The sequence below is a fragment of the Streptomyces flavofungini genome, assembly GCF_014650815.1.
In the GTDB taxonomy this organism is placed as follows: domain Bacteria; phylum Actinomycetota; class Actinomycetes; order Streptomycetales; family Streptomycetaceae; genus Streptomyces; species Streptomyces flavofungini.
In genome coordinates, this window is record NZ_BMVR01000013.1 from 63,762 (window position 1) to 86,176 (window position 22,415).

Sequence of the window (22,415 nt, forward strand, 5' to 3'; positions counted from 1 at the left end):
GTGCTCCGACCGTGAGACCGTCCAGCGGACGGACGAGGGGTCGGCCGAGTGGCCGGAAGTCGCCGGTCGGCCGTGTCTCGGGGGAATCGCCGTGCGCGCACCCTTAGCCACAGGTCGGCAACGACCGATAGTGTTCAGCATTGTCGAACGGTGAATGCGTTCTTGAGTTCGCTGCGGACTGTGTACGCGGCACGGGATGGAGGACAGGGCTGCGATGGCACGGAACATCCAGTCGCTCGAGCGGGCCGCCGCGATGCTGCGCCTGCTCGCGGGCGGCGAGCGCCGACTCGGCCTCTCGGACATCTCCTCCGCCCTCGGGCTCGCCAAGGGCACGGCCCACGGCATCCTGCGCACCCTCCAGCAGGAGGGCTTCGTCGAGCAGGACGCGGCCTCGGGCCGCTATCAGCTGGGCGCGGAGCTGCTGCGCCTCGGCAACAGCTATCTGGACGTGCACGAGCTGCGCGCCCGCGCCCTGGTGTGGACCGACGACCTGGCCCGCTCCAGCGGCGAGAGCGTCTACCTGGGCGTCCTGCACCAGCAGGGCGTCCTGATCGTGCACCACGTCTTCCGGCCCGACGACAGCCGCCAGGTCCTGGAGGTGGGGGCCATGCAGCCGCTGCACTCCACGGCGCTCGGCAAGGTGCTCGCGGCGTACGACCCGGTGGCGCACAGCGAAGCGCTCGAGGGCGAGCGGGAGTCGTTCACGGCACACACGGTGAGCACGCCGGAGGCGTTCGAGGGCGTCCTCGACCTCACGCGCGCGCGGGGCTATGCGGCCGACGTCGAGGAGACCTGGGAGGGGATCGCGTCCGTGGCCGCGCCCATCCACGACCGGCGGCGGATGCCGGTGGGCGCGGTGGGGATCACGGGGGCCGTGGAGCGGGTGTGCCCCGCGGGCGAGATGCGGCCGGAGCTGATCGCGGCGGTGCGGGACTGCGCGCGGGCGGTCTCCCGGGACCTGGGCGCGAGCCGGTTCTGACCTGGGGCCCGGCGCGCGCCCGCGCGTTTCTGGTTGCGACGCCGGTGATAACCCAGAACGATCAATAACGATCGTGTTTTCAATAACAGAACTCTTGACGTGTTGGTAACCCCACGGCCAGACTCGCGTCCACCGGTCGGCATTGTCGAACACCTAACGGCATTACGCGTTACAGTGGGGCAAGCCAGGGCCGGCAACGCCCTCACCTGAGGGCGCGGACCACCGGAGGGACCCGGGGTTCGCCTTTCCCTGGACGAAGGACAAAGGAGTCGCGGGTGTCCAGCTCCGACATCTTCATCGGCGAGACCATCGGTACCGCCGTGCTCATCCTGCTCGGTGGTGGCGTGTGCGCCGCCGTCACGCTCAAGCGCTCGAAGGCCAAGGACGCGGGCTGGCTCGCGATCACGTTCGGCTGGGGCTTCGCCGTACTGACCGGCGCCTACCTCGCGGGCGGCGTCTCCGGCGCGCACCTGAACCCGGCGGTCACCATCGGCCTCGCCGTGGACGGCGGCACCAAGTGGAGCGACGTTCCGATCTACCTCGGTTCGCAGCTCCTCGGCGCCATGATCGGTGCGGTGCTCGTGTGGGCCACGTACTACGGACAGTTCCAGGCCCACCTCACGGACCCGGAGATCGTCAACGCCAAGTCCGGTGACGAGGGCATGGTCGACCTGAAGGCCGCCCCCAAGGCGGGCCCCGTGCTCGGCATCTTCTCCACCGGTCCGGAGATCCGGAACGTCGCCCAGAACCTGGTCACCGAGATCATCGCCACGACCGTGCTCGTCCTGGCGATCCTCACCCAGGGCCTCAACGACGGCGGCAACGGCCTCGGCGTCCTCGGCGCCCTGATCACCGCGCTCGTCGTGGTGGGCATCGGCCTCTCGCTCGGCGGCCCCACGGGCTACGCCATCAACCCGGTCCGTGACCTCGGCCCGCGCGTCGTCCACTCGCTGCTCCCGCTCCCCAACAAGGGTGGCTCCGACTGGTCGTACGCGTGGATTCCTGTCGTCGGACCGCTGATCGGCGGCGCTCTGGCCGCATACATCTTCAAGCTGTTCTGAGCGACCCCGCCGACCACCACACGTACTTCAGGAGCACACCGTGACCGACGCACACACCGCCGGCCCCTTCATCGCGGCCATCGACCAGGGCACCACCTCCAGCCGCTGCATCGTCTTCGACCGCGACGGGCGCATCGTCTCCGTCGACCAGAAGGAGCACGAGCAGATCTTCCCGAAGCCGGGCTGGGTCGAGCACAACGCCACCGAGATCTGGACCAACGTCGAGGAAGTCGTCGCCGGAGCCATCTCCAAGGCCGGCATCACCAGCGCCGACATCAAGGCCATCGGCATCACCAACCAGCGCGAGACCACGCTGCTGTGGGACAAGAACACCGGCGAGCCGGTGTACAACGCCATCGTCTGGCAGGACACCCGCACCGACGCGCTCTGCAAGGAGCTCGGCCGCAACGTCGGCCAGGACCGCTTCCGCCGCGAGACGGGCCTGCCGCTCGCGTCCTACTTCGCCGGTCCCAAGGCCCGCTGGCTGCTCGACAACGTCGACGGCCTGCGCGAGCGCGCCGAGGCGGGCGACATCCTCTTCGGCACCATGGACTCCTGGGTCATCTGGAACCTGACGGGCGGTGTGAACGGCGGCAAGCACGTCACCGACGTCACCAACGCCTCCCGCACCATGCTGATGAACCTGCACACCATGGAGTGGGACGAGCGCATCGCCGACTCCATCGGCGTGCCGATGCGGATCCTCCCCGAGATCCGCTCCTCCGCCGAGGTCTACGGCGAGGTCACCGGCGGCAAGCTCGGCGACATCCTGGGCGGCATCCCGGTCGCCTCCGCCCTCGGCGACCAGCAGGCGGCCCTGTTCGGCCAGACCTGCTTCGAGGAGGGCGAGGCCAAGTCCACGTACGGCACCGGCACCTTCATGCTGATGAACACCGGCGAGAAGGCCATCAACTCGTACTCCGGGCTGCTGACCACCGTGGGCTACCAGATCGGCGACAAGAAGCCGGTCTACGCCCTCGAGGGCTCCATCGCCGTCACCGGCTCGCTGGTGCAGTGGATGCGCGACCAGATGGGCCTGATCAACTCCGCCGCGGAGATCGAGACGCTCGCGTCCTCGGTAGACGACAACGGCGGCGCGTACTTCGTACCGGCCTTCTCGGGCCTGTTCGCCCCGTACTGGCGTTCCGACGCCCGCGGTGTGATCGCCGGTCTGACCCGGTACGTCACCAAGGCGCACATCGCGCGCGCCGTCCTGGAGGCCACCGCCTGGCAGACCCGCGAGATCACCGACGCCATGACGAAGGACTCCGGCGTCGAGCTCGCGGCCCTCAAGGTCGACGGCGGCATGACCTCCAACAACCTGCTGATGCAGACCCTCTCGGACTTCCTGGACGCGCCGGTGGTGCGCCCCATGGTCGCCGAGACGACCTGCCTCGGCGCCGCCTATGCCGCCGGTCTCGCCGTCGGCTTCTGGTCCTCCACCGACGACCTGCGCGCCAACTGGCGCCGGGCCGCGGAGTGGACCCCCCGCATGGACGCGGACATCCGCGACCGTGAGTACAAGAACTGGCTCAAGGCCGTCGAGCGGACCATGGGCTGGCTCGAGGACGACGAGAGCTGAACCGCACTCAGCTCAGCTGACGAGGAGTTAAGCAACCATGACCACCCTGCAGAGCGGCCCCGCCTTCCCGGCTCTCGGCACGCCTCCGGCCGCCGGCAGCGCCCCGAGCCGCGCCGAGACCCGGGAGCGTCTCTCCAAGGCGTCCTACGACCTCCTGGTGATCGGCGGCGGAATCCTGGGCATCTCCACCGCCTGGCATGCCGCGCAGTCGGGTCTCAGGGTGGCCCTGGTGGACGCCGGCGACTTCGCCGGCGCCACCTCCTCCGCCTCCTCCAAGCTCCTCCACGGCGGTCTGCGCTACCTGCAGACCGGCGCGGTGAAGCTGGTCGCGGAGAACCACTTCGAGCGGCGTGCGGTGTCACGCCAGGTGGCACCGCACCTCGCCAACCCGCTCACCTTCTACCTGCCGGTCTACAAGGGCGGCCCGCACGGCGCCGCCAAGCTCGGCGCGGGCGTCTTCGCCTACTCGGCCCTTTCCGCGTTCGGTGACGGCGTCGGCCACCTGCTCTCCCCCGCCAAGGCGGCGCAGGACGTGCCGGAGCTGCGCACGGACAACCTGAAGGCCGTGGCCGTGTACGGCGACGACCAGATGAACGACGCGCGCATGGCCCTGATGACGGTCCGCGCCGCCGCCGAGGCCGGCGCCGCCGTCCTCAACCACGCCGAGGTCACCGGCCTGCGCTTCACGGGCGGCCGGGTCACCGGCGCCGACCTCAAGGACCGCATAGACGGCGAGGAGTTCGGCGTCAACGCCCGTCTGGTCCTGAACGCGACCGGCCCCTGGGTCGACCACCTGCGCAAGATGGAGAACCCGGACGCCGCGCCCTCCATCCGCCTGTCCAAGGGCGCGCACCTGGTCCTCAAGCGCACCGCCCCCTGGAAGGCCGCGCTGGCCACGCCGATCGACAAGTACCGCATCACGTTCGCCCTGCCCTGGGAGGACATGCTGCTGCTCGGCACCACCGACGAGGAGTTCGAGGGCGACCCGGCCGACGTGCGCGTCACCGAGTCCGACACCGCGCAGATCCTGGACGAGGCCGCGTTCTCCATCCGCGACCAGCAGCTCTCCCGCGACCTGATCACGTACTCCTTCGCGGGGCTGCGGGTGCTTCCCGGCGGTCCCGGCGACACCTCCAAGGCCAAGCGCGAGACGGTCGTCACCGAGGGCCGCGGCGGCATGCTGTCGGTCGCGGGCGGCAAGTGGACGACGTTCCGCCACATCGGTCGTACGGTCATGAAGAAGCTGGAAGCACTGCCGGGTCACCCGCTCGGTGACGACTACGAGCCCATCTCCGAGTTGCCGAAGAAGCTGCCGCTGCCCGGCATCGCCAACCCGCGCGCGGTCGCCCACCGCCTCCTGGTCGACGGCCCCGCGCCCGGCCCGCGCATGTCGCCCGACACCGCGCGGCACCTGGCCACGCACTACGGCTCCCTGTCCTTCGACATCGCCCGTCTGGCGAACGAGAACCCGGAGCTGGCCGAGCGCGTCCACCCCGACGCCCCGGAGATCTGGGCGCAGGTCGTGTACGCCCGCGACAACGAGTGGGCCGAGACGGCCGACGACGTGCTGCGTCGCCGTACGACGCTGACGATCCGCGGCCTGGCGACGGACGAGGTCCGGGGCAAGGTCGAGGGCCTGCTGGGCAAGAAGGCCTGACCTTCACCTGGTGCGTAAGGGGCGGTCGCCATGGCGACCGCCCCTTACGCGTACCCCGGACAGGTGCCACGCCGCCGCCACACCGCCGCAACGTTCGGCGCGCACATGTGAAGCATGAAGTTTCAGGTCCTTTCCCTCATCTCCCACTCGCCCCATCCCCTGACCGGTGAACTCCCGTCCGCCGCCGAGCGGTTCGAGGACGTCGTCGAGGTCGGGGCCGAGGCGGAACGGCTCGGCTACGACGCGTACGCGGTGGGCGAGCGGCACGCGGGCGCGTTCCTGTCGTCCAGCCCGACGGTCGTGCTCGGCGCGCTCGCGACGCGCACGTCCCGCATCCGGCTCCTGACCGGCGTGACCGTGGTCACGATCCTCGACCCGGTGCGGGTCGCCGAGGACTACGCGACCCTCGACCAGCTCTCGCGCGGGCGCGTGGAGCTGGTGATCGGCAAGGGCTCCTCGGCGTCGCCCTGAACCTGCTGGCCGTCGGCCTGACGGGCTATCTGCTGCGGACCGTCTTCGGCGTCCAGGGCACGTTCTCCGACCCCGATCTGCGGGGCCGCGGCGAGGTCGACGTGCCGCTGCTGGGTCCGGTCCTCTCGGGCCACTCCTTGCTCGTGTACGTGTCGTGGGGCGCCGTCGCCGTCGCCGCGCTGTTCCTCGCCCGGCACCCGTGGGGGCTGCGGCTGCGCGGTGTCGGCGAGGCACCGGAGGCGGCGGCGACGCTCGGGGTGAGCCCGGCGAAGTACCGTTACGCCACGGTGCTCGCTTCGGGCGTGCCGTGCGGGCTGGCGGGGGCCCAACTCGCCCTCGGCAACGTGACGTTGTTCTCGGAGAACATGACGGCGGGGCGCGGCTGGATCGCCGTGGTCGCCGTGCTTCTGGGCCGGGCCGCGCCGCTGGGCGTGCTGCTTGCGACGCTGCTCTTCGGGGTCGCGGAGGCCGTGGGCTTCCGGTTGCAGGGGGTGGGCCTCCCGCCGCAGGCCACGGACGCCGCGCCGTACGTCGTGCCCCTCGTCGCCCTGTTCCTGTCCACCGCGCGCCGACGCCGCCGCGCCGCACACCCGCCGAAGCCACCCGGGCCAGCCAAGCCCTCGAAGTCGCCCGAGCCGTCCGACCCCCTGGTAGGAGCCCCCTGATGACGACGTCCACCGACACCCTGCCCATCTCCGGAGTACCCCGCTCCGGCCTGCCCCCGTACGCCGTAGTCGTCGGCGACCCCGCGCGCGCCGCGGCCGTCGCCGACCTCCTGGACGACGCCAAGGAGGTCTCGTACCACCGCGAGTACCGCACCTTCACCGGCACCTGGCAGGGCCTGTCCGTCGTCGTGTCCTCGCACGGCGTGGGCGCGCCCGGCGCGCTGTGCCTGTTCCAGGAGCTGGCCGAGGCGGGTGTGACGCACTTCATCCGGCTCGGCACCGCGGGCGCGATCCGGCCGGGGGTCGGGGACGGGGACCTGGTCGTCGCGGACGCGGCGGTGCGCGACGACGGCGTGACGCAGCAGCTCATCCCGGCCGAGTACCCGGCGTTCGGCGCGCCGGAGGCGGTGCTCGCCCTCCAGCGCGCCGCCCGCGCGGCAGGGGCCCCGTACCACCGGGGCGTGGTGTGGACGCGGGCCGCCTTCCAGCCGGGCTTCCTGCCGCTGCCCGCCGACGCCTACGAACGGGCCGGGATCGTCGCGATCGAGATGGAGCTCTCGGCGCTGTACGTGTTCGCCTCGACGCGCGGCCTGACGGCGGGCGGCGCGCTCGTGGTCGACGGGGCCAACGCCGACGAACTGGTCGACGAGGAGGCCACCGGCGGTTACGACCCGCACCGCGCGGTGGTCGCCGACGGAGTCACTCGCGGCGCCCGGATAACCTTGGACGCACTGCGCCTGCTGGCCGCCGACGACGCCGGGCTGCCCGCGCAGTCGCCCCGCGTGGCACCGCCCGCGCGGACCGCCTGAACAGACCTGAACAGAGCCGACCGCCCCGGCCGCCGAGCCGGTGCCGTCCGCGACCCGCCACCCCGCCGAAGCGGTGGCTTCCCGCACCCCGCCCCTGCCCCTGCCCCTGCCCACAGCGCATGCCCCAGCCCCAGCCCTTCCCACGGCACCCCCACGGAACGGAACGGAACGCATGATTCCCATCGATCTCCTCGTCCACGGCGGCGACGTCCTCACCGTCGACGCCGCCGGCACGGTCGTGCCCGACGGCGCTGTCGCCGTGCGCGGCGGCGAGATCGTCGAGGTCGGCCCGGCCGCGCGCCTGCGCGGCGCGTACGCGGCGGCCGAGGAGATCGACGCGCGCGGCTGTCTGGTCCTGCCGGGGCTGATCAACACGCATACGCACCTGGCGATGACGCTGCTGCGCGGCGCCGCCGACGACCTCACCCTCCAGGGCTTCCTGGAGCACGTCATTCCGCGCGAGGCCGCGCTGCTCTCGCCGGAGACGGTCGCGGCGGGCATCCGCGCGGCGATCGCGGAGTCGGTACGCGGCGGGGTGACGGCGGCGCTCGACATGTACTGGTTCCACGAGGCGGCCGAGGCGGTGGCCCGCGAGGCCGGGTGGCGGCTGCTCACAGGGCCGACGTTCATGGACGTGCCGGAGCCGCCGGACGGCCGCCCGTACGCGGAGCGGCTCGGCTGGGCCGGGGCCCACCTGGCCGCCCGCACCCCGGCGCCGGGCACCCGGCCCGTGGTGTTCGCGCACTCCGCGTACACGCTGGTGCCCGAGCAGCTCACCGCGATCGCCGCGCTGGCCCGCGCGCACGGCGCGCTCCTGCACCTGCACGCCGCCGAGAACGCCGCCGAGGTGGCCACCGTCACCGAGCGGCACGGCATGCGGCCCGTGGAACTCCTCGACTCGCTCGGCGTGCTCGGCCCGGACACGCTCCTCGCGCACGCCGTCGACCTGACCGACGCCGAGATCGCGGCCCTCGCCCGCACGGGCACGGCCGTCGCGCACTGCCCGGTGTCCAACCTGAAGCTGGGCTGCGGCATAGCGCGGGTGCCGGACCTGACGGCGGCGGGCGTCACCGTGGGCCTGGGCACGGACGGCGCGGTGAGCTCCAACACCCTCGACGTCCTTGCCGCGGTCCGGATGGCGGCGCTCGTCCACAAGGCGGGCGGCGACCCGACGGCGGTGGGTGCCGAGCAGGCCGTACGGATGGCGACCATCGAGTCCGCGCGGGCCCTCGGCCTCGACGGGCAGCTCGGCTCCCTGGAGCCCGGCAAGCGCGCCGACCTCGTCGTCCTCGACCTGGACCGCCCGCACCTGGCGCCCCGGCACGACCCGTACGCCACCCTCACGTACGCCGCCGGGCCCGCCGACGTGCGCGACACCGTCGTCGACGGCCGCGTCCTGCTGCGCGACCGGAACCTGCTCACCGTCGACGAGCGCCGCGCCATCGACGACCTGCACGCGGCCGCCGCCTCCGTCCCGGTCCCGGGCCCGCGTGCGAGCACCGAGCACCTGACCGCCGAGGTGCCCACATGACCGCCACCACCGACGTGCCCACCGGAGCCGCTGTGAGCACCGCGACACCCGAGCACCTGGCCGACCCCATGACCGAGGACCCCGCACCCGCGGCCCCCGCACCCGCCGAGCCCACCCGCGGCTTCACCGGCCGCGCCCGCGCCGCCGACCGCGACCCGCGGCTGCCCCCGGGGCAGTACGACGCCCGCGACGGCTGGCCCGTCCTGTCCGCCGAGGTGACCCCGCGCCTCGCGGCCGCCGACTGGACGTTCCGCGTGGACGGCCTGGTCACGCGGCCGCGCACCTGGACCTGGGACGAGGCGCACGCGCTGCCCGCGTCCGAGTACCGGGGCGACATCCACTGTGTGACGAGCTGGTCCAAGTTCGGCGTGCGCTTCGGCGGCGTGAGCCTGGACGCGTTCCTCGCCGACACGGGCCCGGCACCGGCGGCCACCCACGTCGTCGCGTACTCCCACACCGGCTACACCACCAACCTGCCGCTGGCCGACGTGACCGGCGGGAAGGCGTGGATCGTCTGGGAGTACGACGGGGCGCCGCTGCCGCCGGAGCACGGCGGGCCCGCCCGGCTGATCGTGCCGCACCTGTACTTCTGGAAGAGCGCCAAGTGGATCGCGGGCCTCACGCTCCTCGACCACGACGAGCCGGGCTTCTGGGAGCAGAACGGCTACCACCACCGGGGCGACCCGTGGCGAGAGGAGCGGTACGCCGGTGACTGACAACTCCCCGGGCCCCGCCGGGGGCTTCGTGCCGCCGACCGCGTTCGCCGTCCCCGGCCGCATCGCGGTGAGCAACCGCGCGGCCGCCGTCTGGCAGCAGGCCCTGATCACGGACATCCGCCGGGAGACGCCCGCCGCGTCGACGTTCCGGCTCAAGGTGCCCGACTGGCAGGGCCATCTGCCGGGCCAGCACCTGATGCTGCGGCTCACCGCGCCGGACGGCTATGTGGCCCAGCGCCACTACTCCCTGGCGTCCGCGCCCGACGACAGCGGTGAGATCGAGTTGACCCTGGACCACGCGCCGGGCGGCGAGGTGTCCGGGCATCTGCACACGGTCGCGCGCGTCGGCGACATCGTGGCGGTGCGCGGCCCGCTGTCCGGGTTCTTCGCCTGGCCGGGCGACCGGCCCGCGCTGCTGCTCGGCGCGGGCTCCGGCGTCGTACCGCTGATGTCGATGATCCGCCACCACCGCCGCGCGGGCCTCACCGTGCCGCTGCGGCTGCTCGTCTCCGCGCGCACCCGCGAGGACCTGATCTACGCGGACGAGTACGGCGACGAGACCACGGCCGTCCTCACCCGCGCCGAAGGCCGCCTGCACGCCGGGCACTTGGCGCCCCACCTGGGCGCCGGGCAGCCCGCGGGCGGCTGGGAGGCGTACATCTGCGGCTCGAACGGCTTCGCCGAGCACGCCTCGCGGCTCCTGGTGGACGGCGGGCAGCCGGTGGACCGGATCAGGATCGAACGCTTCGGCTGAACCCCCTGCTCAGCGGCGGCCGCAGAGGACATAATGAGCCGATACATCGGATGTCTATTTCTGCCTGTCCGCACCGTCCCCACTGCTCGCACTGTCAGCACTGTCCCTACTGTCCCCACTGTCAGCACTGTCCGTACTGTCCGCACCGGCGGCACTGGTCGGTGCTGATCCGCACACCGAGGCGAGGTCCCCATGGCTGTCACGGACGAGGCCATCGAAAAGATCAAGGGCATGATCGTCTCCGGCGCGCTGCGCCCCGGCGACCGGCTGCCCAAGGAGAGCGAACTGGCCGCGGAGCTCGGGCTCTCCCGTAACTCGCTGCGCGAGGCGGTGCGGGCGCTCTCGCTGATCCGCATCCTGGACGTGCGTCAGGGCGACGGGACGTACGTCACCAGCCTGGACCCGCAGTTGCTCCTGGAGGCGCTGAGCTTCGTCGTGGACTTCCACCGCGACGACACCGTCCTGGAGTTCCTCGCGGTGCGCCGGATCCTGGAGCCCGCCGCCACGGCGCTGGCGACCACCCGCATCACCGAGGCCGAACTGGACGTGCTCACCGACCAGTTGGACGCGCTCGGCGCCGCGCCGAGCGTCGAGGAGCTGGTGGCCTGCGACCTGGAGTTCCACCGCGGCATCGTGCAGTCGTCCGGGAACTCGGTGCTCTGCTCCCTCCTCGACGGCCTGTCCGGGCCGACCACGCGGGCCCGCGTCTGGCGCGGCCTGACCCAGGAGGACGCCGTCAGCCGCACCCTGCACGAGCACCGCGCGATCCTCGCGGCGCTGCGCGACCGGGACGCGGAGGCGGCCCGGTCCTGGGCCACGGTGCACATCGCGAGCGTGGAGCAGTGGCTGCGCTCGACCTTGTGAGTCACTCGGCTCCACCGCGTGCGGCATGCGTGAGGGGCGATTGACCTGGGCAGTGATCCGGCACTCGGCGCCGCCGGGGGGCTGCGGAGGGCCCCGCGGGACGCCGTAAGGTTGGGGCGTACTTAGCGGAGAACGTCGGAAGGAGGCCTGGGTGATCGAGCTCGAGGGGGTACCCGAGCTGATCGACCCGGTCATGGTGGCCGCGTTCGAGGGCTGGAACGACGCCGGCGACGCCGCCTCCACCGCGGTCGCGCATCTCGACAAGGAGTGGAAGGGCGAGGTGTTCGCGGCGCTGGACGCCGAGGACTACTACGACTTCCAGGTCAACCGGCCCACGGTGTGGCTGGACGGCGGCGTGCGCAAGATCACGTGGCCGACCACGCGGCTCTCGGTGGTCCGCGTCGGCGGCGACAAGCCGCGCGACCTCGTCCTGGTGCGGGGCATCGAGCCGTCCATGCGCTGGCGTTCGTTCTGCAACGAACTGCTCGGCTTCGCCCACGAACTGGGCGTGGAGCTGGTCGTGATCATGGGTGCGCTGCTCGGCGACACCCCGCACACCCGCCCGGTCCCGGTCAGCGGCGTCACCTCCGACCCGGATCTGGCGCGCACCATGGACCTGGAGGAGACCAAGTACGAGGGTCCGACGGGCATCGTCGGCATCCTCCAGGAGGCCTGCACGCACGCGGGCGTCCCGGCGGTCAGCCTGTGGGCGGCCGTGCCGCACTACGTCTCGCAGCCGCCGAACCCGAAGGCGACGCTGGCACTCCTGAACCGCCTGGAGGACCTGATCGACCTCAGGATCCCGCTCGGCGAGCTGACGGAGGACGCGCGCGCCTGGCAGCTGGGCGTGGACCAGCTCGCCGCCGAGGACAGCGAGGTCGCCGAGTACGTCCAGTCCCTGGAGGAGGCGCGGGACACCGCGGAACTGCCCGAGGCGTCCGGCGAGGCCATCGCGCGCGAGTTCGAGCGGTATCTGCGGCGACGCGACGGCGGCGGGCCCGGTCCCGTCGCCGGGACCGGGCAGGTCGGCGGGCCGGGCCAGCCGGGCGGGCACGCCACGGACGGCGGCGACGGGGCGGCGTACCTGCGGGATACGCCGAGCGAGCGCACCCGGCCGCCGAAGCCGAAGCCACGACCGGGGCCGGAGTCCGCGCCCACGGATTCCGGGTCCGCTGATTCCACTCCTACGGATTCCGGGTCCACGGACCCGGAAGGCACGGACCCGGCGGGCGCGGACCCGGCGGGCGCGGACCCGGCGGGCGCGGACGCGCCCTCGGCGGGTGCCAAGGGCGACCCGGCCGAGTCAAGCCAGGAATCCGGCACCGCCGAATCCGCCGATTCCACGGCGTCCGGCGGTCGCCCGGACGACGGCGAGGCAAACGACGGCCGCAGCGACGGGCCGGGCGGCGCCAAGGAAGACGATTCCCCGTCAGACGATTCCTCCGAGGACTGAGACGGACGACAGCACGTCCCAGGGGCGGCACCCACGCGGGTGCCGCCCCTTCTCGTTGCCCACGCCCCACCGGGCCACGGCCGCCCCGTGCGTCTTGGCTGGTATGAGGCGTGACAAGTGTTTGTTGATGAAATGCGCACGGTTCCCCACTCAACTTCCTTTCAAACGCTGTTGGGCGAAAGTGGTCTGGACGGCCGGGCCCGGCGGTAGCAGGGTGTGCAGCGACCGGAAGGCAGGCGGGGCGCGGTAACCGAAGGGAGCGGTGAAGCGATGACCGACCAGGTGCAGCGGGGCAGCGACCCCGGGGGCAGTGGCCCCGGACCCGATGGCGCGGGGTTCACGTATCGGGCCGCCGAGCAGGAACTGATCGTCGTCGCCCGGCCGGAGGCCCGGCTGCGCGCCCAGGAGCAGGGCGTCCGCTCGGCGTCGGGCTCCGACGTATCGGCCCTCAACATGTTCCTCAGCGATGAACAACTCACCCTGGAACCGCTGTTCGGCAGCGAGGACCGGCTCCGGGCGGCGGCACCCGACACACCGGGCGAGGTACCCGACCTGGCCCTGTTCTACCGGGTGCGCGGCGGCACCGACCGCGCCCAGGAGCTGCGCGCGCGGATGGCGGCGCTGCCCGGCGTCGACACGGCGTACGTGAAGCCGGGCGCCGTACCGGCCGCGCTCGGGCCCGTCGGGCAGCAGGGCGGCCCGAGCGAGCCGGACGAGGCGCAGCGGCGCAAGGAAGGCATGCCCGCGACGGCCGACTTCAGCGGCCGCCAGGGCTATCTGCGGCCGGCGCCCGAGGGCGTCGACGCGTACTGGGCCTGGCAGCGCCTGGGCGGCGGCGGTGACGGGGTCACCGTCATCGACATCGAGGGCGCCTGGCAGCTCAGCCACGAGGACCTCGCGGCGAAGCTCGCGGGCGTGGTGATCGGCACCCCCATCCAGGACCTGGCGTGGCGCAACCACGGCACCGCCGTGATCGGTGTCGTCGGCGCCGACCGCAACGCCATGGGCGTCACCGGCATCGTGCCGGACGCCGTGACCGCGGTCGCGTCGTTCACCCCCGCGGGTACGGCGGCGACGATCCACGCCGCGGCCGACCGGCTCGCGCCGGGCGACGTCATCCTCATCGAACTGCACCGTCCGGGGCCGAAGTTCGACTTCGAGACCCGCGACGACCAGAAGGGCTACATCGCCATCGAGTGGTGGCCGGACGACTTCGCCGCGGTGCGGTACGCGACGGCGAAGGGCATCATCGTGGTCGGCGCGGCGGGCAACGGGGCCGATTCGCTGGACGACGCGGTGTACGAGCGGCGTCCGGACGAGTTCCCGTCCTGGTGGCGCAACCCCTTCAACCCGTCCAACCCCTCGTCCGAGGCCGTCGTGGTCGGCGCGGGCGCGCCGCCGCCCGGCACCCACGGCCGCGACCACGGCCCGGACCGTTCGCGCCTGGCGTTCTCCAACTACGGCGCCCGCCTGGACGCGCAGGGCTGGGGCCGCGAGACCACGACGACCGGCGGCTTCTGGAACCAGCCCGGCGATCTGCAGGGCGGCGTGGACGAGATCGCCTGGTACACGGACACCTTCTCCGGCACCTCGTCGGCGTCCCCGATCGTCGTCGGCGCCGTCGCCGCGCTCCAGGGCGTCCTCAAGGCGGCGGGCCAGCAGCCGATGACGTCCGCCCGGGCGCGGGCCGTGCTGCGGGCCACCGGGTCCCCGCAGCAGGACGGCCCCGGCCGCCCGGCGTCCCAGCGGATCGGCAACCGCCCCGACATCAGGGCGGCGGTCACCAAGCTGCTGCCCGCGGCGGTGGGCTCGGGCCTCGCCGAGCGCTACTGGGACGAGCTGATCCCGTATCCGCCCGAACTCCCGCCGCGCCTCAGGCTCTTCGTGGCCGGGCAGTGGCGGAACCTCAACAACCCCTCCCCCGAGACCCGCCAGGCGGTGCACGCCGCCTTCGCCGGGGGAGCACCGGACGTGCGTGTCTGGTTCTCGGACGACGAGGTCGTCGGCCTGGTCGTCACGGGCTGAACCACGGCGCGCGACGAAGAGCACCACCGGAGAACATCCCGGAACACATCAACGGACCGACCATTGACGGAAGGTGGCACCCGCATGAGCACCACCCCGCAAATGAGTCAACTGGGCCAGCACCAGGGCCAGCAGTACAACCCGCAACAGCAGTACGGGCAGCAGATCCCCGGCCAGCAGCAGTTCGGGCCCGAACAGTTCGGCCAGCAGCAGCCGTTCGGCCAGCAGGGCCAGGGCTATGGCCAGCAGCAGTCCGGTCAGCAGGGCGAGCAGGGCCCGAGCACCGCGCCGCCGCAGCCCGGCCAGACCGGCCAGATGGGCCAGATGGGCCAGCAGCGCCAGTTCGGTCAGCAGACCCCGGGCCAACAGATCCCCGGCCAGCAGCAGATCCCCGGCCAGCAGATGCAGCAGCCCGGCCAGCAGCAGATCCCGCCGCACCTGCGCCAGCAGATGCAGCAGCTCGGCCAGCAGCAGCCCTTCCAGCAACTGCTGCAGCAGCTCGGCCAGCAGCAGGTCCCGCAGGCGCAGGCGCCCGCCATCTCGACGCAGGCCCTCGCGGGTGCCGTCGCCCAGAGCTTCTGGGACGTCGTCCAGCCGCTGCCGGGCCAGGCCTCGCTCCTGTACCTGCACGTGGACGGCGAATGGCGCGTCTTCGTGAACCCGAACGACCGTACCCGCGACCAGGTCCAGGAAGCCTTCGCGTACGGGCAGCCGGTGATCGGCTACTACGACACGAACAACCCCGGGCTGCTGCTCGCGATCGTCGTCACCAGGTGACGCACGCGAACAACTGACGGGCCCCGTGCAACGGCGGCGCCGGACGGAGTGTTTCCCGTCCGGCGCCGCTCACGTGCATACGTCGGGTCGTCCCGTCGTCCCGTTCGTCGCGTTCCTACAGCGCGACGCCGAGCAGCGCGTCCACCGCGCGGGACACGACGCCCGGGGCGCCCTCGTCCGTGCCGCCCTCGGTGTCCTGGCGGGCGGCCCAGCGGTCGACGGCGGCGAGCGCGGTGGGCGCGTCCAGGTCGTTGGCCAGGGCCTCGCGGACCTCCTCGACCAGGGCCTCGGCGGGCGGCCCGTCCGGCCGGGACACCGCGGCGCGCCAGCGGGCGAGCCGCTCGACGGCGTCCTGGAGCACCTGGTCGGTCCACTCCCAGTCGGCCCGGTAGTGGTGGGCGAGCAGGGCGAGGCGGATGGCGGCGGGGTCGACGCCGTCGCGCCGCAGCTTCGACACGAACACCAGGTTGCCCTTGGACTTGGACATCTTGGCGCCGTCGAGGGCGACCATGCCGGCGTGCACGTACGCCTTGGCGAAGGGGTGCTCGCCGGTCAGGGCCTGGGCGTGCGAGGCGCCCATCTCGTGGTGCGGGAAGGTCAGGTCGGAGCCGCCGCCCTGGATGTCGAAGCCCATGCCGAGGTGGTCGAGGGCGATGGCGACGCACTCGATGTGCCAGCCGGGCCGCCCGGCGCCGAGGGAACCGCCGTCCCAGCTCGGCTCGCCCTCGCGGGCGGCCATCCAGAGCATCGGGTCGAGCGGGTTCTTCTTGCCCGCACGGTCCGGGTCGCCGCCGCGCTCGGCGGACAGGAGGCGCATGGCGGCGGCGTCGAGCCCCGACACCTCGCCGAAGTGCGGGTCGGACTCGACGGAGAAGTAGGTGTCGCCCTCGAGGTCGTAGGCGGCGCCCAGGTCCCGCAGCCGCTCGACGAGCGGCACGATGCCGGGTATCGACTCGACGGCTCCGACGTAGTGCCGCGGCGGCAGCAGCCGGAGCGCGGTCATGTCCTCGCGGAACAGCGCGGTCTCGCCCTGCGCCAGCTCGACCCAGTCCTTGCCGTCGCGCTTGGCGCGCTCCAGGAGCGGGTCGTCCACGTCGGTCACGTTCTGCACGTAGTGGACCTGCCGCTTGGTGTCGAGCCACACGCGCTGCACCAGGTCGAACGCGTTGTAGGTCGCCGCGTGACCCATGTGGGTCGCGTCGTACGGCGTGATGCCGCAGACGTAGATACGGGCGACGGGACCGGGGTCGAGGGTGACGAGGCCACCGGTCGCGGTGTCGTGGATCCGGAGGACGCGGCCCTCGCCGGGCAGGGCGGGAACCTCAGAAGCGGGCCAGGCATACATGCCTTGAGCCTAACCGGATGCCCCTTCCACATACGACCCAGGGCAACGAGAGATCTTCAACGTGTACGGCGACCCCCCAGTGGGCAGCGGGTCCGCGCAGAGGGCGAGGGGGTGTCCCCTGCCGAGAGCTTGGGGGTGCACAGCCCCGTCCGACGGAGCCCGCCCACCAGAGCCTCCACCAGGCCCAGGGGCCAGAGCCCTCAGACCGGCGGCCACGGAATGGCGGGCCACTCCCCCGACGGCCCGGGATGCCGCCCCGCGGCGAGCAGCCCGGCGACCCGCTCCCGGACGGCGTCGACCTCCGCGGCGGTCAGCAGCTCCCCGAGCCGCTCGGCGAGCGGCGCCATCACCCCCAGGCCCTCCCGCAGGGACCCCAGCGCGTCCACCGCCTCCTCGGGCAGCTTCTCCCCGGCCCACCCCCACAGCAGGGTCCGCAGCTTGTCCTCGACGTTGAACGTGACCCCGTGGTCGATCCCGAACAGCCGCCCGTCACCGCCGAGCACCAGATGCCCACCCTTGCGGTCGGCGTTGTTGATCACGGCGTCAAGAACGGCGAGCCGCCGCAGCCGAGCGTCATCCGCGTGCACGAGCAACGCCGTACGCCCCTCGCCCACCTGGGCGAACCCGACGGCCTTCCAGCCCTCCCCGGGCTCGTCCCCTTCGACAAGGGCGAGCAGCCCGGCCCCATCGGCGGCGTCGGCGTCGGCATCCTCCCCGGACGCCTCCGCCCCCACCCACAGCTGAACCATCCCCTCCCCGCAGGGCCCGTCCCGCAGCACGGTGGGCGGCACGAGCCCCCACCCGAGCGCTTCGGAGACCTCGTACGCGGCAACCTCCCGCTGCGCGAGCGTCCCGTCGGGAAAGTCCCACAGGGGCCGCTCCCCGGCGACGGGTTTGTAGACGCAGGCGGCGCTCCGCTCCTCGTACGCGACCGTGCAGTAGAGCACCGCGTTGGAGGCCTCCCGGATCTGCCCGCGCACGGTCAGCTCACCGCGGGTGAGCAACTGGGTGGCGGTCACGCTCCCCGCCGGTATCCGTTCTGGCGCGGGCATACGTGTCCTTCCGGGTCGAGCGGCAGGCTGCACAGCGGGCACGGCGGACGGCCGGCGTTCACGACGTCGAGGGCACGCTTGGTGAAGGCCCGGGCCTGGGCGCCGGTGAGGCGCACGCGAAGCATCGGGGGCCCGTTCTCCTCGTCCTGCAGAAGCCTTTCCTCGGCTTCCGCGAGATCCTCCTCGGAGTCCGCGTCCAGCTCGACGAGGGCCTGCGCCTCCACGATCATGCGCTCCTCCTCGCCGTCCCAGGCGAGCGCCATGGTGCCGACCCGGAACTCCTCCTCGACGGGCGAGTCGAGGGGCGCGCTGTCGGTGATCTCGGAGGGGGCCACGGCGGGCACCGCCGCGCTGCCGCCGCTGCGCCGCACGACCTCGTCGAGCAGCTCCTCCATCCGCTCGGCGAGCGCGGCCACCTGGGTCTTCTCCAGCGCGACGCTGGTCACGCGGACCCCCGCGGAGGCCTGGAGGAAGAAGGTACGCCGACCGGGGAGCCCGACGGTTCCGGCGACGAAGCGTTCCGGCGGGTCATAGAGGAACACCTGACGGGACACGTCCTGTCTCCATTGAAATCGACTGCATGTACTTGGCGCGACCACTGCACCCTACTGCGGTCGACGATCACGGTGCGCCCGCGTCGCCACCCACCTGAGCATCGTCGCTCGCGGGTGCCTCGCGCGGGGCGAGCGACCCGAAGTCGCCGGTGTCCCCGAGGCGTACGAGGTAGGGCCGCAGCCGGGTGAAGCGGATCGCCGTGACGGAACAAGGCTCTACGGAGATGCGCTGGAACAGGTCCAGGTGCAGTCCGATGGCGTCGGCGACGAGGGACTTGATGATGTCGCCGTGGGAGCACATCAGGTAGACGGCGTCCGCGCCGTGATCGCGCTCCACGCGCGCGTTCCACTCGCGTACGGCCTCCGCGGCCCGCGTCTGCATGGCCCGCAGGGACTCGCCGCCGGGGAAGGCGGCCGCGGCCGGGTGCTGCTGGACGACCTCCATCAGGGGCTCGTCCGCGAGCTCGGCGAGCTTGCGGCCCGACCAGTCGCCGTAGTGGCACTCGCCGATGCGGTCGTCCGTGTGGACGCGCAGCCCGGGGCGGGCGGCGAGCAGCGGCGCGAGGGTCTCCTGGCAGCGCTGGAGCGGGCTGGTGACGACCTCGGCGAGCGGCAGCGCGGCGAGTCGTCCGGGGAGCGCGGCGGCCTGCTCGGCGCCGCGCTCGTCGAGACCGACGCCGGGCGTCCACCCGGCGAGCAGGCCCGCGGTGTTGGCGGTCGAGCGTCCGTGACGGACGAGGATCAGCGTGGGCATGCGGGTCAGCCTAAGCCGCCGAGGGGGTGCGGCAGGGGGCGAGCCCCGGAAGAATGCGCAGCGTGATCGTGGACTGCGCCACCTACCGGCACGGGCGTCGCATCAAGGGCCCGGATGACCTCTCCGACGCCCTGGACGCGGCGCGGGCGGTCGGTGACGCGTTCGTCTGGATCGGCCTGTACGAGCCGACGGAGGACGAGTTCGATCAGGTCGCCAAGGAGTTCTCGCTGCACCCGCTGGCGGTCGAGGACGCCTTGAAGGCCCACCAGCGGCCGAAGCTGGAGGTGTACGACGACTCGGTGTTCGTGGTCCTGAAGCCGGTGGTGTACGAACCGGCCAGCGACGCGGTGTCGTCCGGCGAACTCATGATCTTCATGGGCGACTGCTTCGTGGTGACCGTCCGGCACGGCGAGGGCGCGCCGCTCAGCGCCGTACGCCACCAGCTGGAGGCGGAGCACGACGTTCTGGAGCACGGCCCGACGGCGGTGCTCTACTCCATCGTGGACGCCGTGGTCGACCACTACCTGGAGGTCGCCGAGGAGTTGCAGACGGACCTGGAGGTCCTGGAGGCGGACGTCTTCTCGCCGGACGGGGGCGGCTCGCGGAACACCGCGTCCCGCATCTACCGGTTCAAGCGGCAGATCCTGGAGTTCCGGCGCGCCACGGGCCCGCTGGCGATGCCCCTGGCGCGCCTCGCGGGGGTGAGCCCGTTCGGCCGCGCGGTGCCGTTCGTGGACGAGTCCGCGCAGCCGTACCTGCGGGACGTCCATGACCATCTGCTGCGCGTGAACGAGTCCGTGGAGGGCCTGGACCGCCTGGTGACGGACATCCTGTCGGCGCATCTGGCGCAGATGAGCGTGCGGCAGAACGACGACATGCGGAAGATCTCCGCGTGGGCGGCCATGGCGGCGGTGCCCACGATGATCGCGGGCATCTACGGCATGAACTTCGAGCACATGCCGGAGCTGCACTGGTGGTGGGCGTACCCGGCGGTGATCCTGCTGATGGCCGCCCTCGAGGTGGGCCTGTTCCGGCTGTTCAAGCGCCGCGGCTGGCTGTAGCGAGCGCCCTCCTCGGGCGGCGGGTGGTCAGGCGAACTCCGCGGCGGAGGTGGCCGGTCCGCCGAGCGCGTCGCGCCGCTCGGGCATCTTCAGGGACACCATCCGCCGCCAGCCGCCCGCGCGTTCGTACGCGTACATGCCGTGGATGCCCGCCGCGAGCGTTCTGGACTTCACCGGGGACCAGCGCAGGATGCGGCCCATCCGCTCCATCACGGCGAGGCTGACGTCGCGGTAGACGGCGATCTCGGCGAGCGCGCATGCGCGCAGGGTGCCCTGGATGGTGCGGCCGTGCCCGGCGTAGGCGAAGCGCAGCAGTTCCTCGTGGCAGTACGCCAGGTGGTTGTCCTCGTCGTTCGAGATCATCTTCACGGCCTTGCCGACCTCGGGGTCGGCGCCGAAGTACTTGCGGAGCATCACCATCTGGTCGGCGGCGCGCTGCTCGGTGACGCGGCTGTGCGAGAGGTACGTGACGATGTCCTGCTCGGTGAGCGGCTGGTCGGCGCGGAGCTTCTCGTGGGCGAGGCCGATGCCGCGGCGCTCCAGGAGCATCGTGTAGTCGGTGGCGGCGGGGACGTCGACGGGCTCCAGGCCGCGCTTGCGCAGCAGCGCGTTGAAGATCCGCCCGTGCTTGTCCTCGTCGGCGCCGTGCCGGACGATCTTGGGCGCCAGCGCGCGCTGGCTGTCGGGGACGAGCGCGGCGATGCGCCCGTTCTCCCAGCCGCCCTGGGACTCTCCGCTCGCCGCGATGGAGCAGAACAGCCGGAACGACTCGTCGTTGTCGAGGATCTCCTGGAAGAGACTCCGGGCCGAAAGCATCGCAGGCACCTCCATGCCGTCACTGACCACACAGACTTCCGCAAAGAACGAGTCAAAGGCTCAGCGCACTCTCGGGCAACACGGGTATGCGACAGCTCGGCCGAAAGAAGGACACGCAGGGCCGAAAGGGGCCGCCGGACGCACCGGGTGAGGCGGTCGGACGGCTGGCGACGGGAAGCCCCCGGGGCCGTAACCGGAGGGCTCGTCGCGGCGTTGTGCTCCATGACGGCCGTGGCGGGGAAGACCCCCGAGCCCCCACCACGGCCGCAGAAATCTCCGTTACGACCGGCGCGCGCCACATCATCGCGCGCCGGTCGTTCTCGCGTGCACCCGTCCGCCGCTACGCGACCCCGGCGCGCTCCAGGGCCTCGGTGCCCGCGCGCAGCGAGGCCAGCCGCTCGTCCAGCGTGAATCCGGCGGGCGCCAGCGTGAGCGTGGTGACGCCGGCCGCCGCGTAGGCCCGCATCCGGTCGGCGATCCGGTCCACGGAGCCGAGCAGGGTCGTGGAGTCGATCAGGGAGCGCGGTACGGCGGCGGCCGCGCCGTCCTTGTCGCCGGACAGGTACTTGTCCTGGATCTCGGCGGCCTCCTTCTCGTACCCCATGCGCTGCGCGAGCTGGTTGTAGAAGTTCTGCTTCCGGCTGCCCATGCCGCCGACGTACAGCGCCGTGTAGGGCCGGAACATGTCGGCCAGCGCGTCGACGTCCGCGTCCTTGCCGAGGGCTAGCGGCACCGTCGGCACCACGTCGAAGCCGTCCATGGTCCTGCCCGCCTTCTCGCGCCCGGCCCGCAGGTGCCGCAGCGCGGTCTCCTCCAGGTGCTCGGCGGCCGGGAAGATCAGCAGCGCGCCGTCGGCGATCTCGCCGGTCTGCTCCAGGTTCTTCGGCCCGATCGCGGCGATGTACAGCGGGATCTGCTCGCGCTGCGGATGCACCGTCAGCTTCAGCGGCTTGCCCGGACCGCCCGGCAGCGGCAGCGTCCAGTGCTCGCCGTCGTGGCTGAGGCGCTCGCGGGTCATGGCCTTGCGCACGATCTCGACGTACTCGCGGGTGCGGGCCAGCGGCTTGTCGAACTTGACGCCGTACCAGCCCTCGGAGACCTGCGGCCCGGAGACACCGAGCCCGAGCCGGAACCGGCCGCCGGACAGCGAGTCGAGGGTGGCCGCCGTCATCGCGGTCATCGCGGGCTGGCGGGCGGGGATCTGGAAGATCGCCGAGCCGATGTCGATGCGCTCGGTCTGGGCCGCCACCCACGAGAGCACGGTGGCCGCGTCCGAACCGTAGGCCTCGGCCGCCCAGCAGACCGCGTAGCCCAGCTTGTCGGCCTCCTTCGCGACGACGAGATTGTCCGCGTCCATCCCGGCGCCCCAGTAGCCGAGGTTGATCCCGAGCTGCATGGCCGAATCCCCTTACCCGTGAGTAACGTGCCTGTTCGGGGACTGTAGCGCGCGGGCGGGCGATCCGTCAGGGGCGGGACGCCGGGGCGGTCC

The 22,415-nt window shown here is 72.4% G+C and carries 19 protein-coding genes and 2 pseudogenes; 15 read left to right on the forward strand and 6 right to left on the reverse strand.

Features of this window, described 5'->3' with window-relative positions:
* Positions 1-214 precede the first annotated feature (214 nt).
* The 14 genes and pseudogenes from IE274_RS29505 (at position 215) to IE274_RS29570 (ending at position 15,344) form a co-directional block, all read left to right on the forward strand.
* The gene (locus tag IE274_RS29505; protein ID WP_190118974.1) at positions 215-979 is read left to right on the forward strand and encodes an IclR family transcriptional regulator; all 765 of its coding nucleotides are present in this window, start codon (positions 215-217) and stop codon (positions 977-979) included.
* 275 nt (positions 980-1,254) lie between these two features.
* Complete coding sequence (locus tag IE274_RS29510; RefSeq protein ID WP_190118975.1) at positions 1,255-2,040, forward strand: MIP/aquaporin family protein; 786 nt, start codon at positions 1,255-1,257, stop codon at positions 2,038-2,040.
* Between the two features lie 40 nt (positions 2,041-2,080).
* Positions 2,081-3,622: a glycerol kinase GlpK gene (glpK, locus tag IE274_RS29515; RefSeq protein ID WP_190118976.1), complete on the forward strand. Its 1,542-nt coding sequence runs from the start codon at positions 2,081-2,083 to the stop codon at positions 3,620-3,622.
* A 37-nt stretch (positions 3,623-3,659) separates the two neighbouring features.
* Entirely contained in the window at positions 3,660-5,279 is a 1,620-nt protein-coding gene (locus tag IE274_RS29520) for a glycerol-3-phosphate dehydrogenase/oxidase (protein WP_190118977.1), read from the forward strand.
* A gap of 114 nt (positions 5,280-5,393) precedes the next feature.
* Positions 5,394-5,741, forward strand: a pseudogene (locus IE274_RS29525) (LLM class flavin-dependent oxidoreductase); the annotation flags it as partial.
* Positions 5,732-6,415: pseudogene (locus IE274_RS29530) on the forward strand (ABC transporter permease); the annotation flags it as partial. The pseudogenes IE274_RS29525 and IE274_RS29530, both read left to right, overlap by 10 nt.
* Positions 6,415-7,224, forward strand: coding sequence for a phosphorylase family protein (locus tag IE274_RS29535; protein WP_190118978.1), 810 nt, complete (start codon positions 6,415-6,417; stop codon positions 7,222-7,224). The pseudogene IE274_RS29530 and the gene IE274_RS29535, both read left to right, overlap by 1 nt.
* Before the next feature lie 172 nt (positions 7,225-7,396).
* Complete coding sequence (locus IE274_RS29540) at positions 7,397-8,755, forward strand: amidohydrolase (protein ID WP_190118979.1); 1,359 nt, start codon at positions 7,397-7,399, stop codon at positions 8,753-8,755.
* 68 nt (positions 8,756-8,823) lie between these two features.
* Positions 8,824-9,471 (forward strand): sulfite oxidase-like oxidoreductase, encoded by a 648-nt coding sequence (locus IE274_RS29545; RefSeq protein ID WP_190119123.1) that lies wholly within the window; start codon positions 8,824-8,826, stop codon positions 9,469-9,471.
* A complete protein-coding gene (locus tag IE274_RS29550) occupies positions 9,464-10,225 on the forward strand; it encodes a ferredoxin reductase (protein WP_190118980.1) in 762 nt (253 codons plus the stop codon). Before IE274_RS29545 ends, IE274_RS29550 begins: the two co-directional genes overlap by 8 nt.
* Positions 10,226-10,417: 192 nt before the next feature.
* Entirely contained in the window at positions 10,418-11,089 is a 672-nt protein-coding gene (locus IE274_RS29555) for a FadR/GntR family transcriptional regulator (protein WP_190118981.1), read from the forward strand.
* Positions 11,090-11,240: 151 nt separating this feature from the next.
* On the forward strand, positions 11,241-12,542 hold the full coding sequence (locus tag IE274_RS29560) for a PAC2 family protein (protein WP_190118982.1): 1,302 nt from the start codon (positions 11,241-11,243) through the stop codon (positions 12,540-12,542).
* A 270-nt stretch (positions 12,543-12,812) separates the two neighbouring features.
* Positions 12,813-14,567 (forward strand): S8 family peptidase, encoded by a 1,755-nt coding sequence (locus IE274_RS29565; protein ID WP_190118983.1) that lies wholly within the window; start codon positions 12,813-12,815, stop codon positions 14,565-14,567.
* 84 nt (positions 14,568-14,651) lie between these two features.
* Positions 14,652-15,344 (forward strand): hypothetical protein, encoded by a 693-nt coding sequence (locus IE274_RS29570; RefSeq protein ID WP_190118984.1) that lies wholly within the window; start codon positions 14,652-14,654, stop codon positions 15,342-15,344.
* 115 nt (positions 15,345-15,459) lie between these two features.
* On the opposite strand, the gene mshC is transcribed toward IE274_RS29570, so the two are convergent.
* From mshC to IE274_RS29590, 4 genes are all read right to left on the reverse strand, one after another.
* Entirely contained in the window at positions 15,460-16,689 is a 1,230-nt protein-coding gene (mshC, locus tag IE274_RS29575) for a cysteine--1-D-myo-inosityl 2-amino-2-deoxy-alpha-D-glucopyranoside ligase (RefSeq protein ID WP_190118985.1), read from the reverse strand.
* 200 nt (positions 16,690-16,889) lie between these two features.
* Positions 16,890-17,741, reverse strand: coding sequence for an SCO1664 family protein (locus tag IE274_RS29580; protein ID WP_190118986.1), 852 nt, complete (start codon positions 17,739-17,741; stop codon positions 16,890-16,892).
* Positions 17,705-18,295: a DUF3090 domain-containing protein gene (locus tag IE274_RS29585; RefSeq protein ID WP_164326260.1), complete on the reverse strand. Its 591-nt coding sequence runs from the start codon at positions 18,293-18,295 to the stop codon at positions 17,705-17,707. Before IE274_RS29585 ends, IE274_RS29580 begins: the two co-directional genes overlap by 37 nt.
* Positions 18,296-18,362: 67 nt before the next feature.
* Positions 18,363-19,049: a histidine phosphatase family protein gene (locus tag IE274_RS29590; RefSeq protein ID WP_190118987.1), complete on the reverse strand. Its 687-nt coding sequence runs from the start codon at positions 19,047-19,049 to the stop codon at positions 18,363-18,365.
* A gap of 62 nt (positions 19,050-19,111) precedes the next feature.
* On the opposite strand from IE274_RS29590, the gene corA reads away from it, so the two are divergent.
* A complete protein-coding gene (gene corA / locus IE274_RS29595; RefSeq protein ID WP_307822116.1) occupies positions 19,112-20,110 on the forward strand; it encodes a magnesium/cobalt transporter CorA in 999 nt (332 codons plus the stop codon).
* Positions 20,111-20,137: 27 nt separating this feature from the next.
* Here the strand turns inward: corA and IE274_RS29600 are convergent, their stop codons facing one another.
* Positions 20,138-20,926 (reverse strand): ferritin-like domain-containing protein, encoded by a 789-nt coding sequence (locus tag IE274_RS29600; protein ID WP_190118989.1) that lies wholly within the window; start codon positions 20,924-20,926, stop codon positions 20,138-20,140.
* A gap of 340 nt (positions 20,927-21,266) precedes the next feature.
* Positions 21,267-22,322: an LLM class F420-dependent oxidoreductase gene (locus IE274_RS29605; RefSeq protein WP_190118990.1), complete on the reverse strand. Its 1,056-nt coding sequence runs from the start codon at positions 22,320-22,322 to the stop codon at positions 21,267-21,269.
* Positions 22,323-22,415: the final 93 nt, after the last annotated feature.

Bases quoted from the DNA above. Each gene is read 5' to 3' on its own strand.
- IE274_RS29520 (WP_190118977.1), top strand. From the start codon at position 3,660: ATGACCACCCTGCAGAGCGGCCCCGCCTTCCCGGCTCTCGGCACGCCT.
- IE274_RS29555 (WP_190118981.1), top strand. From the start codon at position 10,418: ATGGCTGTCACGGACGAGGCCATCGAAAAGATCAAGGGCATGATCGTC.
- IE274_RS29505 (WP_190118974.1), top strand. From the start codon at position 215: ATGGCACGGAACATCCAGTCGCTCGAGCGGGCCGCCGCGATGCTGCGC.
- IE274_RS29535 (WP_190118978.1), top strand. From the start codon at position 6,415: ATGACGACGTCCACCGACACCCTGCCCATCTCCGGAGTACCCCGCTCC.
- IE274_RS29540 (WP_190118979.1), top strand. From the start codon at position 7,397: ATGATTCCCATCGATCTCCTCGTCCACGGCGGCGACGTCCTCACCGTC.
- IE274_RS29565 (WP_190118983.1), top strand. From the start codon at position 12,813: ATGACCGACCAGGTGCAGCGGGGCAGCGACCCCGGGGGCAGTGGCCCC.
- IE274_RS29590 (WP_190118987.1), bottom strand. From the start codon at position 19,049: ATGCCCACGCTGATCCTCGTCCGTCACGGACGCTCGACCGCCAACACC.
- IE274_RS29580 (WP_190118986.1), bottom strand. From the start codon at position 17,741: ATGCCCGCGCCAGAACGGATACCGGCGGGGAGCGTGACCGCCACCCAG.
- IE274_RS29545 (WP_190119123.1), top strand. From the start codon at position 8,824: ATGACCGAGGACCCCGCACCCGCGGCCCCCGCACCCGCCGAGCCCACC.
- IE274_RS29605 (WP_190118990.1), bottom strand. From the start codon at position 22,322: ATGCAGCTCGGGATCAACCTCGGCTACTGGGGCGCCGGGATGGACGCG.
- IE274_RS29570 (WP_190118984.1), top strand. From the start codon at position 14,652: ATGAGCACCACCCCGCAAATGAGTCAACTGGGCCAGCACCAGGGCCAG.
- IE274_RS29600 (WP_190118989.1), bottom strand. From the start codon at position 20,926: ATGCTTTCGGCCCGGAGTCTCTTCCAGGAGATCCTCGACAACGACGAG.
- mshC (WP_190118985.1), bottom strand. From the start codon at position 16,689: ATGTATGCCTGGCCCGCTTCTGAGGTTCCCGCCCTGCCCGGCGAGGGC.